This is a genomic window from Rahnella selenatireducens (genome assembly GCF_046449555.1).
Lineage (GTDB): Bacteria > Pseudomonadota > Gammaproteobacteria > Enterobacterales > Enterobacteriaceae > Rahnella > Rahnella selenatireducens.
On record NZ_JBKEZJ010000007.1, the window covers coordinates 94830 to 110554 of the forward strand.

The 15725-nt window shown below is 55.4% G+C and carries 15 protein-coding genes; 4 read left to right on the plus strand and 11 right to left on the minus strand.

The genetic code is table 11. The annotated features are described in order from the left end of the window. Window positions 1-16 precede the first annotated feature (16 nt). The 6 genes from kdsA to hemA form a co-directional block, all read right to left on the minus strand. Entirely contained in the window at window positions 17-871 is an 855-nt protein-coding gene (kdsA, locus tag ACLBVC_RS13390) for a 3-deoxy-8-phosphooctulonate synthase (protein ID WP_152326288.1), read from the minus strand. Between the two features lie 96 nt (window positions 872-967). Beyond that, complete coding sequence (sirB1, locus tag ACLBVC_RS13395; protein ID WP_410150013.1) at window positions 968-1777, minus strand: invasion regulator SirB1; 810 nt, start codon at window positions 1775-1777, stop codon at window positions 968-970. Window positions 1778-1779: 2 nt separating this feature from the next. Next, the gene (locus ACLBVC_RS13400) at window positions 1780-2169 is read right to left on the minus strand and encodes a SirB2 family protein (protein WP_410150014.1); all 390 of its coding nucleotides are present in this window, start codon (window positions 2167-2169) and stop codon (window positions 1780-1782) included. Between the two features lie 45 nt (window positions 2170-2214). After that, a complete protein-coding gene (prmC, locus tag ACLBVC_RS13405; protein WP_410150015.1) occupies window positions 2215-3048 on the minus strand; it encodes a peptide chain release factor N(5)-glutamine methyltransferase in 834 nt (277 codons plus the stop codon). After that, window positions 3048-4130, minus strand: coding sequence for a peptide chain release factor 1 (prfA, locus tag ACLBVC_RS13410; RefSeq protein ID WP_410150016.1), 1083 nt, complete (start codon window positions 4128-4130; stop codon window positions 3048-3050). Before prfA ends, prmC begins: the two co-directional genes overlap by 1 nt. A 32-nt stretch (window positions 4131-4162) precedes the next feature. Next, window positions 4163-5425 (minus strand): glutamyl-tRNA reductase, encoded by a 1263-nt coding sequence (gene hemA, locus ACLBVC_RS13415; protein WP_410150017.1) that lies wholly within the window; start codon window positions 5423-5425, stop codon window positions 4163-4165. 279 nt (window positions 5426-5704) lie between these two features. Here hemA and lolB point away from each other — a divergent pair, with 279 nt between their 5' ends. The 3 genes from lolB (at window position 5705) to prs (ending at window position 8308) form a co-directional block, all read left to right on the plus strand. Beyond that, on the plus strand, window positions 5705-6328 hold the full coding sequence (lolB, locus tag ACLBVC_RS13420; RefSeq protein ID WP_410150018.1) for a lipoprotein insertase outer membrane protein LolB: 624 nt from the start codon (window positions 5705-5707) through the stop codon (window positions 6326-6328). Window position 6329: 1 nt separating this feature from the next. Beyond that, window positions 6330-7193, plus strand: coding sequence for a 4-(cytidine 5'-diphospho)-2-C-methyl-D-erythritol kinase (gene ispE, locus ACLBVC_RS13425; protein WP_410150019.1), 864 nt, complete (start codon window positions 6330-6332; stop codon window positions 7191-7193). A 167-nt stretch (window positions 7194-7360) separates the two neighbouring features. After that, window positions 7361-8308 carry a ribose-phosphate diphosphokinase gene (prs, locus tag ACLBVC_RS13430; RefSeq protein WP_013575591.1) on the plus strand — a complete coding sequence of 316 codons (948 nt, stop codon included), beginning with the start codon at window positions 7361-7363 and terminating at the stop codon, window positions 8306-8308. A 114-nt stretch (window positions 8309-8422) separates the two neighbouring features. Here prs and ychH read toward each other — a convergent pair whose 3' ends face one another. After that, window positions 8423-8701, minus strand: a complete 279-nt coding sequence (gene ychH / locus ACLBVC_RS13435; protein WP_410150020.1) for a stress-induced protein YchH — start codon at window positions 8699-8701, stop codon at window positions 8423-8425. A gap of 293 nt (window positions 8702-8994) precedes the next feature. On the opposite strand from ychH, the gene pth reads away from it, so the two are divergent. Continuing rightward, complete coding sequence (gene pth, locus ACLBVC_RS13440; RefSeq protein WP_410150021.1) at window positions 8995-9585, plus strand: aminoacyl-tRNA hydrolase; 591 nt, start codon at window positions 8995-8997, stop codon at window positions 9583-9585. Between the two features lie 72 nt (window positions 9586-9657). Here the strand turns inward: pth and ACLBVC_RS13445 are convergent, their stop codons facing one another. The 4 genes from ACLBVC_RS13445 to ACLBVC_RS13460 are packed head-to-tail and all read right to left on the minus strand — an operon-like array spanning window position 9658 to window position 15619. Next, entirely contained in the window at window positions 9658-11571 is a 1914-nt protein-coding gene (locus ACLBVC_RS13445) for a cation-translocating P-type ATPase (RefSeq protein ID WP_410150022.1), read from the minus strand. Window positions 11572-11583: 12 nt separating this feature from the next. Then, complete coding sequence (gene hflK / locus ACLBVC_RS13450; protein WP_410150023.1) at window positions 11584-12627, minus strand: protease modulator HflK; 1044 nt, start codon at window positions 12625-12627, stop codon at window positions 11584-11586. Then, entirely contained in the window at window positions 12624-13664 is a 1041-nt protein-coding gene (hflC, locus tag ACLBVC_RS13455; RefSeq protein WP_410150024.1) for a protease modulator HflC, read from the minus strand. The genes hflK and hflC overlap by 4 nt, the downstream gene beginning before the upstream one ends. After that, window positions 13661-15619: an SPFH domain-containing protein gene (locus tag ACLBVC_RS13460; protein ID WP_410150025.1), complete on the minus strand. Its 1959-nt coding sequence runs from the start codon at window positions 15617-15619 to the stop codon at window positions 13661-13663. Before ACLBVC_RS13460 ends, hflC begins: the two co-directional genes overlap by 4 nt. Between the last annotated feature and the right edge of the window lie 106 nt (window positions 15620-15725).

The following is a 15725-nucleotide window of genomic DNA, read 5'->3' on the forward strand; positions in this document are numbered from 1 at the left end:
ACATTCAAACCGCAAATTACTTGCTGGTATCGAGCGCCGGGAAGCTTTTCACCAGATCGTCGATGGCTTTCATCTGAACCAGGAATGGCTCCAGTTTGTCCAGCGGCAGTGCTGACGGGCCGTCGCATTTTGCGTGAGCCGGATCTTCGTGTGCTTCAATAAACAGGCCAGCGATACCGACCGCCATACCTGCGCGAGCCAGTTCTGCAACCTGCGCACGACGGCCGCCGGAAGCTGCACCGAACGGGTCACGGGTTTGCAGGGCGTGAGTCACGTCGAAGATCACCGGGTGTCCGCCCGTAGCGTTGATCATCACATTCATGCCCAGCATGTCCACAACCAGGTTGTCGTAACCGAAGTTGCTGCCGCGATCGCACAGGATAACCTGATCGTTGCCGCCTTCTTTGAATTTGTCCACGATGTTACCCATCTGGCCCGGGCTCACGAACTGTGGTTTTTTCACGTTAATCACGGCACCGGTTTTCGCCATAGCTTCAACCAGATCGGTCTGACGAGCCAGGAATGCAGGCAGCTGAATAACATCAACCACATCTGCAACCGGCTGTGCCTGCCAGGATTCGTGAACGTCGGTGATGATTTTCACGCCGAAGGTTTTCTTCAGTTCCTGAAAGATTTTCATACCTTCATCCAGACCCGGACCGCGGTAGGAATGAATAGATGAGCGGTTGGCTTTATCAAAAGACGCTTTGAAAACGTAAGGAATGCCGAGTTTCTGTGTCACGGTGACGTAATGCTCACACACACGCATCGCCATATCGCGTGATTCGAGTACGTTCATCCCTCCGAACAACACAAACGGCAGATCGTTGGCGACTTTAATGTCCTGAATGCTAACCACTTTATGTTTCATGCTTTGGCCTTTTTAATGGTAAATCCTTCACCTGAAAATGCATCAACGCGTTGTTTCATCAGCATTTACCCGGTGATAACGTAAGGTAATTTAAAATTAGTGCAACGTGACTTGCTTGTGCTCAATAGAGTGGATCTGCACTTTAATCACTTCTGAAATCGGGTCTTCCGGGCACTGCTCAACAAAATAGCTGAGATCGGAAATCGCCACGTGGTCACACTCCAGCTGAGCATAAATCAGACCCCGGTCGCGGATTTCATACGGGTCATCCGGATCAAACTGTAAAACCGTTTCACTCGCCCGCAGGGCCAGTTCGAACTGCTTTTCCTCCATCAGCGCGGCTTTCAGCGTGTCGAGCATTTTACGCACGATCATCGTGTTATCAGATTCTTCAAGGTCATCGTCTTCGATAATCGCCGTCACGCCCAGGTTCCCTTTCAGCCACACGTTGAGCATGTGCTCATTGAGCGTGTCGCCATTGATCGGGTTGAGCAGCCACATTTCTTCATCCATCCAGTCGGCGCGGAGGATCAGTTGTGTCGGGAAGATAACCGGCATCAGCGGTAAATCCAGCTCATGCGCGATGTGCAGGAAAATCACGCCCAGCGAAACCGGTGTTCCCTGACGCGAAGCCAGCACTTTGTCGATCCAGATCGCGTCAGAAAGGCGATACACGCCGCCCGCGCCACCGAATCCCCAGGTGCGGTAAAACAGTTCAATCAACACTTCAAGCTGCTGATCCTGATCAAGGTCCTCAGGAACCACGCGGCGTGCTTCATCAACCAGCGTTTGCAGATGTTGGCGCACATCGTCCGCATTGAAATCAAAACGCACAGATTCCGTTACTTTGATCACCCCGGTACTGAGCCGGGCGGTATTAAATTCAAAATCAGCAAGGGTACTCATAGTTATCCCATTAGCAGCGGTATTTTCGTCAGCGCCAGTTTGAGAACCAGATACAGGCAAGCGAGCGCCAGAATGAAGGCCAGCCAGCGGGTCTTCTGGCTAACAGGTCGCTTGCTCAGGGCCACAAAGCCCAGCGCGATATAGATAATAACGCCAAAAATCTTTTCGGTCAGCCAGGTTCCCTGTGGGCTGAACGGATAAAAGTGTGTGATGAAGATAAGCGAAATGCCGCTTAAAAGCAGCAAGGTGTCCACAATGTGCGGAACTATCTTCACCCAGCGTTTCTGCATCATAGCAGAACCCGCCCATTTCCAAAAAAATCGTAAAACAAACAGCGCAATACTCAGGGTAATCGTGACCAGATGGAGTTGCTTTATCCAGACATACGCCATTGCCCGTTTCCTTCTTTTTATCGTTTTAAAATCAAAAGGTTTTGACTAAGAATTCCATTGCCCGAGACTGACGCGATCGTTGCCACCATAGTCTTTCACGGTCGAAACCTGCTGATAACCGGCATCGCGCAGAAGTGTCTGTACCTCTGTCGCCTGCTGCCAGCCGTGTTCGAGCAACAGCCAGCCGTCTTTTTGAAGATACGCGGGTGCCGTCTGAATAATATGAGCCAGATCAGCCAGACCGGCATTTTCTGCCACCAGCGCACTCGACGGTTCAAAACGAACATCACCCTGCACCAGATGCGGATCGGTGGCGTCAATGTACGGCGGATTACTGGCGATCAGGGCGAACGTTTCACCGGCAACCGGCGAAAACCAGCTGCCTTGTAAGAAACGCACGTTGGTGATATTCAGTTTTTGCGCGTTGTGTTGCGCCAGCTTGACTGCGTCGGGCTGCAAATCGATACCGGTCAGCTGGCAATCAGGCCTCTCGCTGGCCAACGCTAACGCAATCGCACCCGTTCCTGTACCCAAATCCAGCACGTTCACCGGCTCAGACGGCAAACGTGCAAGCGCCTGTTCGACCAGACATTCAGTATCCGGACGCGGAATTAACGTGGCGGGAGAAACAGACAGCGGCAGCGACCAGAACTCGCGTTCACCGGTCAGATAGGCAACAGGCTCACCCTGCTCGCGTCGCGCCAGCAGGGTGTCCAGTTGTTGAAATTCAGTGGCCGTCAGCGGGGTTTCGCCAAACGCCATGATGTAGGTTCTTGCCCGGCCAGTCACAAAACCGAGCAGGATTTCAGCGTCACGCTTCGGGCTTTCACCCGCAGCCAGACGGCGGGTGGCATCACACAGCCAGCGCTGAAAATCCATTAGTCCTGCTCAGAAAGTGCTGCGAGCTGATCGGCTTGATATTCCTGCACAATCGGCTGGATCAGCGAGTCGAGTTTGCCTTCCATCACTTCATCGAGACGGTAAATCGTCAGGTTGATGCGGTGATCGGTCACGCGGCCCTGAGGGAAATTGTAGGTACGGTTACGGTCAGAACGGTCGCCGCTGCCCAGCAGGTTACGGCGCGTAGAGGCTTCTTCCGCCTGACGTTTCGCCACTTCTGCCGCACGGATACGCGCACCGAGCACGGACATCGCCTTGGCTTTGTTTTTGTGCTGAGAACGTTCGTCCTGACATTCCACCACAATTCCGGTAGGAATATGGGTAATACGGATTGCAGAATCGGTGGTGTTAACGTGCTGACCGCCCGCGCCGGAAGAGCGGAACGTATCAATGCGCAGATCACCGGCGTTAATTTCCGGCAATTCGGCTTCCGGAATTTCCGGCATCACGGCAACGGTACAAGCTGACGTATGAATACGTCCCTGAGATTCGGTTTCCGGAACGCGCTGAACGCGGTGACCGCCGGATTCAAATTTGAACTGGCCGTATGCGCCCTCACCGCTCACTTTAGCGATAACTTCTTTATATCCGCCATGCTCGCCTTCGTTGGCGCTCACGATTTCCACACGCCAGCGACGCGATTCTGCGTAACGGCTGTACATGCGGAATAAGTCACCGGCAAAAATCGCCGCTTCATCACCGCCGGTTCCTGCACGAATTTCAAGGAAACACCCGCGTTCATCATCAGGGTCTTTCGGCAGTAACAGAAGTTGTAATTTTTGTTCGAGTTCTTCGATGGTGGCTTTGCAGTCTTTAATTTCGTCCTGCGCCATTTCCCGCATCTCGGGATCGTCGAGCATCATTTCGGCAGTTTCTAAATCTTCCTGAGCCTGACGCCAGGCCAGAAAACATTCGGAAACGGACGTTAACTGAGCGTATTCGCGGGAAAGACTGCGGAATTTATCCTGATCGGCAATGACGCTGGCATCGCCGAGCATCGCCTGCACTTCTTCGTGGCGCTCTTGTAACGCTTCCAGTTTGGCAACAATAGAAGGCTTCATGCGTGGTGTTTAACCCTGTGAGAAAAGGAGAATTACTGCTGATCCAGCCCGAGGCTGTCGCGTAAAATTTGCAAACGCTCCACATCACCGTCGCTGGCTGCCTGTTGCAGAGAACGGGTTGGCGCGTGAATAAGGCGGTTGGTCAATTTGTGGGCTAATTCCTGGATCACCGCTTCGGCGTCAGCGCCCTGCGCGATGGCGGCTAAGGCTTTTGCTTGTGCGTCTGCGCGAATAATATCAGCACGCGAGCGATAATCACGAATAATTTCAACGGCTCCCTGCGAACGCAGCCAGGCCATGAAGTTTGAGCTTTCCTGCTCAACGATAGTTTCCGCCTGAACAGCTGCGGCTTTACGTTGGGCAAGATTGTTTTGAATAATGCTGTGCAGGTCATCAACGCTGTATAAATAGGCGTTGGCAAGCTTACCGACTTCCGGTTCGATATCACGCGGAACGGCGATATCTACCATCAGCATCGGCTGGTTCCGGCGCGCTTTCAGCGCACGTTCCACCATCCCTTTACCGATAATCGGCAGCGGGCTGGCGGTAGAACTGATAATAATGTCGGCTTCGGCCAGACGGGAATCGATATCCTGCAAGCTGATCACTTCCGCGTTCACTTCGGTTGCAAGCGCCTGCGCACGTTCACGGGTACGGTTCGCAATCATCATGTGACGGACATTGTGCTGATGCAGGTGACGCGCCACCAGCTCGATGGTTTCACCCGCACCGACCAGCAACACATTCACATCAGAAAGGGATTCGAAAATCTGGCGCGCCAGCGTACAGGCGGCGAAAGCGACGGAAACGGCACTTGCGCCGATATCGGTTTCAGTGCGGACACGCTTGGCAACGGAGAAGGATTTTTGGAACAGACGTTCCAGTTCGCCGGAAACGGCACGGCCATTTTGCGATTCGGCGAAGGCTTTTTTGACCTGCCCGAGGATCTGAGGTTCGCCCAATACCAGCGAATCCAGCCCGCTCGCCACGCGCATCAGATGGCTCACGGCGTCATTATCGTGATGCCAGTACAAGCTTTTACGCACTTCATCTTCACTGAGATGATGGTAGTCGCATAACCATTTAACCAGTTGTTCTTGCAGATTTTCCTGTTGTTCGACGCTCAAATAGAGCTCCGTACGGTTACAGGTAGACAACACGACTCCGCCCTGCACCAGCGGTTGCTGGAGCAGACTGGAGAGCGCCTCATTCAGAGTCTCGGGTGAAAAGGTTACCCGTTCACGCAGAGACACCGGGGCAGTTTTGTGGTTGATACCTAATGCAAGCAGGGTCATATGGGAAGCGATTATCGACTTATACTTTATAATAGTATGGGTTTACGTCTGCTGCGCATTCTACAAGATGCGCGGGATCAATAAAAGCCGTACAGCATCTAACGTTAAATCCATTTACAAATCAGTATTGTCCCAAAACTCTCCGATCGTCGATCATCTGTACCGGGCGCCGATCAACCGATGCGCTGGCTGTGCTAGACTAGCGCACACCGTATTTGTCTGGCCCCTTTTCTGTTTATAAAAGCCACCGCAGCCAAAGCACAAAGGATTTAACCTGTTATGCCAATGCGTAAAACACATTTTGTTCGCCTTCTCCCTCTGGCAAGTTTAGTGCTTGCTGCGTGTTCGATTAATGCGCCGAAAGGCCCGGCGACCAGCCCGACGTCTTCGCAATGGCGTGAACATGAAGCTCAGGTCAAACAACTCGAGCATTATCAGACCCGCGGCTCCTTCGCTTACATTTCGGATAAACAGAAAGTCTATGCCCGCTTCTTCTGGCAACAATACTCCCCGGAGAGCTACCGTCTGCTGCTGACCAATCCGCTTGGCAGCACCGAAATGGAGCTGAAAGTGCAAAGCGGTATCGCACAGCTGACTAATAACGAAGGCAAGCATTACACCAGCGACAATCCGGACGATATGATCCAAAAGCTGACCGGTATGTCGATTCCGCTGTCCAACCTGCGTTTGTGGATGCTCGGACTGCCGGGTGATGGCACCGATTTCACCCTCGACAGCCAGTATCGTCTGTCCCAGGTTAAGTTCAGCCAGAATGGTCAGAGCGGCACCGTGGTGTATCAGGCCTATGACGACGACGCAAAACCGTCCCTGCCGCAACGTCTGGAAATGACCCAGGGCGAACAGCGCATCAAGCTGAAAATGGACAACTGGACATTAAACTGAGATGACGCAGCAATTGTGGCCGTCTCCGGCTAAACTCAATTTGTTCCTTTATATCACCGGGCAGCGGCCTGACGGCTACCATGATTTGCAGACGCTGTTTCAGTTTCTCGATTACGGTGACACCCTGAGTTTTGACGTACGCGCCGACGGCGTTATCGCCCTGACCACGCCGGTTGAAGGCGTTTCAGACGACGAAAACCTGGTAGTCCGCGCCGCGCGTCTTTTGCAGAAACACACGGGAAGCCCGCTTGGCGCAACAATTTCCCTGAAAAAGCAGATCCCGATGGGCGGCGGCCTCGGTGGCGGTTCCTCTAACGCCGCGACCGTTCTGGTTGCCCTGAACACCTTATGGAACTGCGGGCTGACGGATACGGAACTGGCTGAACTCGGCATCACGCTGGGCGCGGACGTGCCGGTATTTGTGATGGGTTTTGCCGCGTTTGCCGAAGGCATTGGTGAAATCTTGCAGCCGGTCACACCGCAGGAAAAATGGTTCCTGGTGGTTCATCCCGGTGTTCACATTCCGACCCCGGTGATTTTCGGCGATCCGGAACTGACCAGAAATACACCGAAACGCCCTGTAAATGTGCTTTTGAACACGCCTTACGCAAATGATTGCGAACCGATTGCGAGAAAACGTTTTTACGAGGTTGAACAGCTACTTTCTTGGCTGTTAGAATACGCGCCGTCGCGACTGACCGGAACAGGTGCTTGTGTGTTTGCTGAATTCGACACCGAAACCGAAGCCCGTCAGGTATTAAATGAAATCCCGGCATGGAGTCAGGGTTTTGTTGCACGCGGTGTCAACGTTTCTCCGTTACACCGTTTTCGCGAAGCCGCGTTGAGAACTGCGGGCAAAGCGTAGAGAGTCACAGCGGTTTTGTGTCTGTTCTTTGCCAGCGAATTATTCACCGGTTTTTGTTTAAGCAGTAAGATTTAGAAGTATCGTGAGCATAATGCTTTGGTACCGCTCACCGCCCGGTGGTGCCAAAAGCCAATGTCTTCCCTGGACGCAAGCCTGAGGTTCTTCTCGTGCCTGATATGAAGCTTTTTGCTGGTAACGCCACCCCGGAACTAGCACAACGTATTGCCAACCGTTTATACACCAGCCTTGGTGACGCCGCCGTCAGTCGTTTCAGCGACGGTGAAGTAAGTGTGCAAATTAACGAAAATGTACGTGGCGGAGATATTTTCATTATCCAGTCCACCTGCGCGCCTACTAACGATAACCTGATGGAACTGGTCGTCATGGTTGATGCCTTACGCCGCGCCTCCGCTGGTCGTATCACAGCCGTTATCCCTTATTTCGGCTACGCACGTCAGGATCGCCGGGTGCGTTCTGCCCGTGTGCCAATCACCGCGAAAGTTGTGGCTGACTTCCTGTCAAGCGTCGGTGTTGACCGCGTTCTGACCGTTGACCTGCACGCAGAGCAGATTCAGGGCTTCTTTGATGTACCAGTAGACAACGTTTTCGGCAGCCCTATCCTGCTCGAAGATATGCTGCAACAGAACCTGGAAAACCCAATCGTTGTTTCCCCGGATATCGGCGGCGTTGTTCGCGCCCGTGCCGTGGCGAAACTGCTGAACGATACCGACATGGCTATCATCGATAAACGCCGTCCGCGTGCCAACGTTTCTCAGGTGATGCACATCATCGGTGACGTCGCTGGCCGTGACTGTGTGCTGGTTGATGACATGATCGACACCGGTGGCACCTTGTGTAAAGCCGCTGAAGCACTGAAAGAACGCGGTGCTAAGCGCGTATTCGCTTACGCAACTCACCCAATCTTCTCCGGCAACGCGGTGGAAAACATCAAAAACTCCGTCATCGACGAAGTGATTGTTTGTGACACCATTCCGCTGTCCGCAGAAATCCGCGCACTGAAAAAAGTACGCACCCTGACCCTGTCAGGCATGCTGGCTGAGGCTATCCGTCGCATCAGCAATGAAGAATCCATTTCTGCGATGTTCGAGCATTAATCATGACGCCCCTTTTCAGGGGCGTTTTGTTTTCTGTAAAAACTGATTGATTCAGAAATGCAAAAAACCGTTGAAGCGTGAGCGACAACGGTTTTTTCTTTTCAGGCCGTTTAATCAGGAATGGCGATGTGTCTTACTGTTTGCACAACGTGAGTCATAGTGACGCACCCACCAGTAGCGATCCGCAACGCGTTCGCGTCCGCCGACTCTGGCACCGGCCAGCCACAAAATAGCCCCGATGAAAATACTACCAACAGCACCGTGAGCCATAAACTGCGGTAATCCCAATTCAGGCAATTGATTTAAAATGGAATAACCAACGCCACCGACCATTGTGAGTAAACCGAGTCCCATCAGGGCATTGCCCAGTCTCATTGCGGTTTTACGTTTCATATGTCACCTCCGGTTGTCGATAGTCTTAGCATCATTGCTGTCTTGTCATTTCCTGCCTTAACTATAGACGTCCCATCCGGTTCACTTTGCGGTCACGATCACAGACAGAGAACATCAGATGACAATTCTTTACGTTTTCCAGTCAGATACATTCGGAGAGTTAATAATTAACTTCAGAAACTATTCAGAAACAATCCCATTTAAACAGGATTTCTGTGGCCGGATATTTGGCACAAACAAAAGTGACAGGTAAACTAGCCCGCTAAACCTCACCCGATTAAGAAGCGAAAACCGTGAGCAGCATTAAATTGATCGTCGGGCTGGCCAATCCCGGAGCCGAATATGCCCAAACCCGCCACAACGCGGGCGCCTGGTATGTTGATCTTCTGGCCCGCCAGCACAACCAGCAGTTAAAAGAAGAAAGTAAGTTTTTTGGCTACACCGCGCGTTTATCCCTGGCGGGCCAGGACGTCCGTTTACTGGTTCCGACCACGTTTATGAACCTCAGCGGCAAATCCGTTCTGGCGATGGCGCAGTTCTACCGCATTGAGCCGGATGAAATTCTGGTCGCGCACGATGAGCTGGATATCCCGCCGGGCATGGCGAAAATTAAGCTGGGTGGCGGCAATGGCGGCCACAATGGCCTGAAAGATATCCAAAGCAAATTCGGCGGCAACCCGAATTTCTACCGCCTGCGTATTGGCATCGGCCATCCGGGCGATAAAAGCAAAGTCGTGGGATTTGTGCTGGGCAAGCCGCCAGCCAGTGAACAGAAGCTGATTGATGATGCGATTGATGAATCACTGCGCTGTACTGAATTGCTGATGAAAGACGGTTTGGAAAAAACCATGCGTCGTCTGCACACGTTCAAAGCCGAACTTTAATCCGCACGGACTGACCGATAATCCTGCAGACGGGCGCAACTTTTGCGCCCATTTTTATTTTCAATGACGGGCTTACAGAGGTTCGTCAAACCGCAACAGTCGCCCGGCATTGCCCAACACCAGCAAGGTGCTCAGGTTGTGCAACAAGGCGGCAATCAGCACACCGCCTACGCCGAGTAATCCCATTGCAGCCGCCGCCATCACTACCAGTGTCCAGCCCAGCCCGATGAAAACATTGATTTTCAGCGTTTTACGGCAGGCACGGCTCAGCCGAACGCAGGTCCCGAGACGCCGCAAATCGCTGCCGATCAGCACCACGTCCGCGGAAGCCAGCGCAATATCGCTGCCGCCCGCCCCCATCGCGATGCCCACCACGCCTGCTTTCAACGCCAGAGAATCATTGATGCCGTCGCCGACCACCATTGGCCGGAACCCTTGTGCAATTTCTGCTGAAACCTGATGCAATTTATCTTCCGGTAACGCCTGCGCAACGACATCGCTGATACCCAATTCTCCTGCAATACGGTTTGCCACGCTGGCGCGGTCACCGGTCAGCAGAAGCTGGCGTTGCAACCCAAGCTCGCGCAGTTCGGCCAGTGCCGTTTGTGCCTCCGGCCTTAACGAATCCGCCATTAGCAGCCAGCCGAGAAAACGTCCGTTAAGCGCCAGCCCGACCAGCGGTCCGTCATGTTCAGGTTCGGCATTCACCGCGATATTGTTCTGGCTGAAAAAAGCCGGACGCCCTAAAAGTGCATCGCCCTGTGCCGTGCACGCACGCACACCCATGCCCTGATCTTCTGACACGTCTTCCAGCGGTAAATATTGTTCACGCGGCAGTAACTTCGCCAACGCGCGGCTGACTGGATGACTGCTTGCCGCGCCCAGGCTGGCCGCCAGCCGGAGCACCGCATCAGACGACGCTTCTGCGGGCAGCACCGTGCGCTGCAATTGCAGTTCACCGTGCGTCAGCGTACCGGTTTTATCGACCACGATGGCGTTCAGGTCGGCCAGTTCTTCCAGGAATGCGGAGCTGCGGATCAGGATCCCGTGACGCGCCGCCACAGCAATCCCGGCAATCGCCGTAGCAGGCGCGGAAAGCACCAGCGCGCACGGACACGCCGCCACCAGTACCGCCAGCATGGCATGGGCATCACGGGTGATGAACCAGGTCGCGGCGGCGATCAGCAGAATAAGCACCAGATATTGCCCGGCATAACGTTCGAGCAAACGGGTGATTGGCGGTTTGGCATGTTCGGCTTTTTGCATCAGCGCAATCACTTTACCCAGCGTGGCGTCCGCGCCGGTGCGCGTAACTTCAACGCTGAGTAATCCGTCGAGATTAATAGCCCCTCCGAAAACGTCATCGCCCGTGCGGGCTTCCTGCGGCACGGACTCTCCGGTGATCGGCGCAGTATCCAGACTGGCGCTGCCGGATAACACACGACCATCGGCGGGCAAGCGGTCACCAGCGCGGACTTCAACCCGGTCGCCGGTTCGCAGCTGGTGGTTATCGATTTCTTCAATTTCACCGCCTGGCAAAATTCGCCGTGCGCGGCTGCGGGTCAGATGGCTCAGCGCGTCAATGGCTTCCTGCGAACCGATCACGCTGCGCTCTTCCAGAATGTGACCAAAAATCATAATGCCCGGCAGCAATGCGGCGGTCATCAGGTCGCCGGTTGCCCACGCGCCCAGCATCGCGATGGCAATCAGCTGATCGGTCACGCCGTGCAGGCTGGGGCTGCGTAAGCTGTAAATCGCCGAACGCAGCACCGGCACCGCGACCAGCAGTGACGCCACGCCAAACAGTATTTGCCCGACGTCACTTTGTTGCGGAAACAGCCACTGCCAGATCCAGCCGCACAGCAACAAACCAAACGCGGCCATCGCCAGCAACAGCTGCACTGCCATATTTCGCTGTTCATGGCGCGTTAACAGCACGCTTTTTGCAGGCGACGTGTGCGGTTCTTCAGAGGAAAAAGAAGTCACGGAAGCAATACCTCAGGGTTGAGATGTCGTACGATCTGGCCCCGGCAGGATCAGATGCGCGTCGTCATGCGGATTAACAGCAGTGACGCTGCCGGCATGCGCGAGGATCGCAGGCATCCGTTCACGCCACAAACGCCACAGCAATTCCGGCGAATGATCGTCTGCCAGCTGCACTACGGTTGCCGTGTCGGTGGACGCCCGGGCAATCTGCTCGCTGGCTTTAGCATGCGAAACCTGTAAAGCGCGGTCTGCCGCCTGAACAGCGTCCTGATGAACGCGCGCCGCCTCATTACTGGCGCTGGCGATATTTTGTTCCGCCTGCTGGCTGGCCGTCAGCACCGCATTGAACGCATCCACCGCCGACGGAGGGAGCGACGACTGCACGTCAACGCGGCGGACTTCGATACCGGTACTGCTCCCTCCAGCGCTCAGCGCCGCAAGTTGCTGATTTATGCCCTGACGCAAATCACCGCGAAGCCGTTCACGGCGTTCGGCAATATTGCTGCCGTTGCCTGCTATTTCCGGCCGGGCGACCAAAATGGTGTCCAGATCCCGTGAGGCACAAATCGCCACCGCCGCATGCTCGGTTAAACGGTCAAGCGCCGGTAACACGTGTTTACCTTGCAAAACGAACGCCACTGGATCGGTTATCGCGTAGTACACCTGAACATCCAGCTGAACCACGCCGGAATCTCCGGTCAGTAAATATCCCGCACCGGCGACGGCATCACTTTTCTCGCCACTGGTATTGTTCCATGCGGGCACAATGTCGGTTCTCAGCAAGGCGGTCACATGATGTTCGATCACTCGGTCAGCCGCGGGTAAGATTTCAACCTGTTCCAGTGGTTCCGGCCATGCCAGCAACAGCCCGGCTCCCGCCGTGCGCGAAACGGCACCAAACCGCATCACTACCGCGCGCTTGTCCGGCTCTATCTGCCGGACGTTGGAAAACAGCCAGCTCGCCGCGGCGATCAGCGTCATGGCGAACAGCGCCAGATACGCCAAGCGCCCCGCCTGAAACCACGCATTCCCCTGAAAACGGGATAACGGATTCATGGGCGCGTTCCGTTAGCCGGAGCGCCGGGTAATGCCGGCGGGCCTTCGACCAGTTGGCGGAACGGTGCCGCATCGGTGCCCAGCACCAGCTGCGTGCCGGGCGTGATGACGCTGCTCAGCGTATCGAGCGAGCGTAACAGATCGTAGAGTTCAGGATTACCGGCGCGGGCTTTGGCGTAGATCGCCGCACTCTGCACCTGCGCCTGCGCTTCGATATTGGCCGCGTTGACTGAGGCATCCGCCTTAATAACGCGTGCGTCACGTTCAGCGGAAGACCGGATTTCAGCCGCCTGACGCTTGCCTTCGGCAGAGCGCTCGGTAGCGATGGTTTCCCGCTCAGCCCGCATGCGGTCAACGGTGGCATCTAACGTTACCGACGGCAGCGTCAGCCGTTCAACACCAACCTGCACCAGTTCGATGCCGTAGCTGTCGAGCAGCTGACGGGCGATCTGGTCATGCAGATGCTGTTCAAAACCGGAAAGCCGTATTTTACTGGCATCGGTATTCACCAGGTCAGCCAGCGCAAAACCGCTGGTGGTGGTTTCCAGCGCCGAGCCGATAAACGTCCGTATCTGCGCAGCCGCCATATCCGGCTGATTTTGTACCGCGCGGATAAAACGCTGCACGTGCTGAGTATCGTTTTTCACCTGCCAGACGGTATAAGCCTGAACGATGATCCGCAGCCCGTCGCGCGTGCCGACATCCTGCAAACCGCTGGACGTGGTGCGGATACGCAAATCCACCGGGATCGCCGTTTCCAGCGGAATCGGCAGATGCCACGCCAGCCCCGGTTGCAACAGCACGCGCACCGGATTGCCAAAGCGCGTGATCACCATTGCTTCGCCTGAACGCACCTGCACCAGACAGGCCGTGGCGGCAATCAGCGCCACCAGCACGGTGGCAATCGTGACCCGCCGCCAGAGTTTGGGTGCCGCCGGGCCGGAATGATGATGGTGATGATGACCGGCACCGTGATGATGCCCGCCGTGCGCATCGTGATCGTGTCCGTGGCCTTCATGTTGTTGAGAATCACTCACCGGGTACTCTCCGCTTTGACAGAATGCGCCGCTTTATCCACTCCGGGCGTAAATGGCAGGGTAAAATTTCTCAGATCCAGCACCGGCGGCGTCCCGCCCCCCATGCGATGATCGACAATCAACACCTTCGGATGTTGCTGCATCGCCAGCGTCAGACGGCTGAAATAGCGTTCCGTCAGGAACGACTGTCCTCCGGTCTGATACGCCTGATTTTCGGCGTTGAAGGACAGCGCCATGACCTGCGCCTGATCCAGATCTTCATGACTTTGTGCGGTGGCAGCATCCCGCGCCAGCCCGGCAAATTGCTGCGCGGCATTCAGCTGCTGTGCAGCCCGACCTTTCTCACCGGCAATCGCACTTTGCGCCAGAATTTGTGCCGCCTGCACGCCGTGATAAGCGTCAGCCGCACCCGCAGGCGGATGGATCGACTCAATCACCGTTGCCAGCAGTTCCACACCGCTGTTGAGATGGTCAAGCTGCGCCTGCACTTTTTGCCCGATATCTCCGGCCAGACGGGTCTGATCGCTGCCCAGCAGGCTGTCGAGCGTGCGCGAGGAAAAATCATGCACCAGCACCTGATTGGCAATACTGCGGATCAGCACCGGCATATTTTCGGTGTGATAAAGGCTCGCCATCGCCGCGTCATCATTCATGGCGATGCGGTACACGAAGCGGACGTCCATATTCATGATTTGAAAACTTTGCCGTTCGTTCGCTGCGCTGGCGATGATTTGTGATTTGTCGCTGCTGTGGCCGGAATCCCATAACCGGTTCGCGCTCTCCGGCGCGGGGCCTTCTGCCGTGTCAGCCAGCGCGACGGGAGTGGCGTTTACCGGGTCTTCAGAACCCGTGGTGAGTTCATGCACTTCGCCATTATCCACCATCAGCGTGCGGCCAAAGGGCCATGGCAGCCCCGCATGTAAACCGGGCTGCCGGACGGCCACCGGTTTGCCGAAGGATTCATAGATCCCGCGTTGGGCCAGCGACACCTCGCTGATGCCCGTCAGCAGCCAGCCGGTCAGCAGGAGGATTGCGCAGAGCGGCAACAGCGCCCGACGCATAAAACGGAATGCCCAAATCTGGCGGAGATCGATACCAAAGTGCTGATGCAGTTCGTTTTGCACAAATTGCAGCGGACGCGGCGGCCAGCAGAGTTGCGCCGCCAGCAAGCTGCCCGCAATAAACGCCGGCTCTTTGTCCTCGCGCGGCGGTGAGAATACCCCGGTCAGCGCCCGCAGGAAAAGCTCCAGCGCCACCAGCGCCGGTAACAATCCGGTGACCACCAGCAGATGTGCGGGCCATACCGCTGTTCCCCGCGCAAACATGAGCGCCAGCGCCGTCAGCAGAAAGACGCCAATTAACATGCGCAACAGCGGTGCCAGTTTTGCCGCTTCCGGCCATTCCTGCGGATTTTTTAACGTCCAGTGGCGCTCAACCACCAGCACGGCGAAGGCGCAAAGAATAAAGACAGAACCGGCGAAATATCCTGCATCCCCGGTTTCATTGACCGGTAACGGCAACTGCCACAGCAGCGCGATGAGCAGCAAAGCGGCTAATGCGGGAAATGCCTGAAAGAAAACGTGCGCACTAACATAACGTAATAGGGGCTGCATCCACGCGCGGGAGGCCAGACGCTGAGAAAATCCGGGGGGAATTTGCGGCCCGACCAGGCCGTTACGGGAGGCTAAATGTTGCTCGCGCCAGCGGGTAATGCGCCGTGCGCATTGCAGCGAGGCAGCGCAAACCCACATCGCCGCCATGATATTCCCGACCACCCACGGCCAGACCGACTCCGGCGTGACCAGATACAACATCAGCAATATCAGATACAACACGCTGCTGATCACCATCACGGCGTGGATCAGCCCGCTCAGGCAGCGCGTGTGGGAAGCGGCGGACTGAAAGCGCAGCTGCTTGCTGGCATCGTCCGTTCCGGATGCTTTGTTTATGCTCATGTCCGCTCCGGCAGAGGAGAAAAAATAATCCGTCACGCTGGCACGGCGCCAGTTCGTATCGGATTAACCGAGCGTAACCGTATAACATTACAGAATTTTCGGCGAT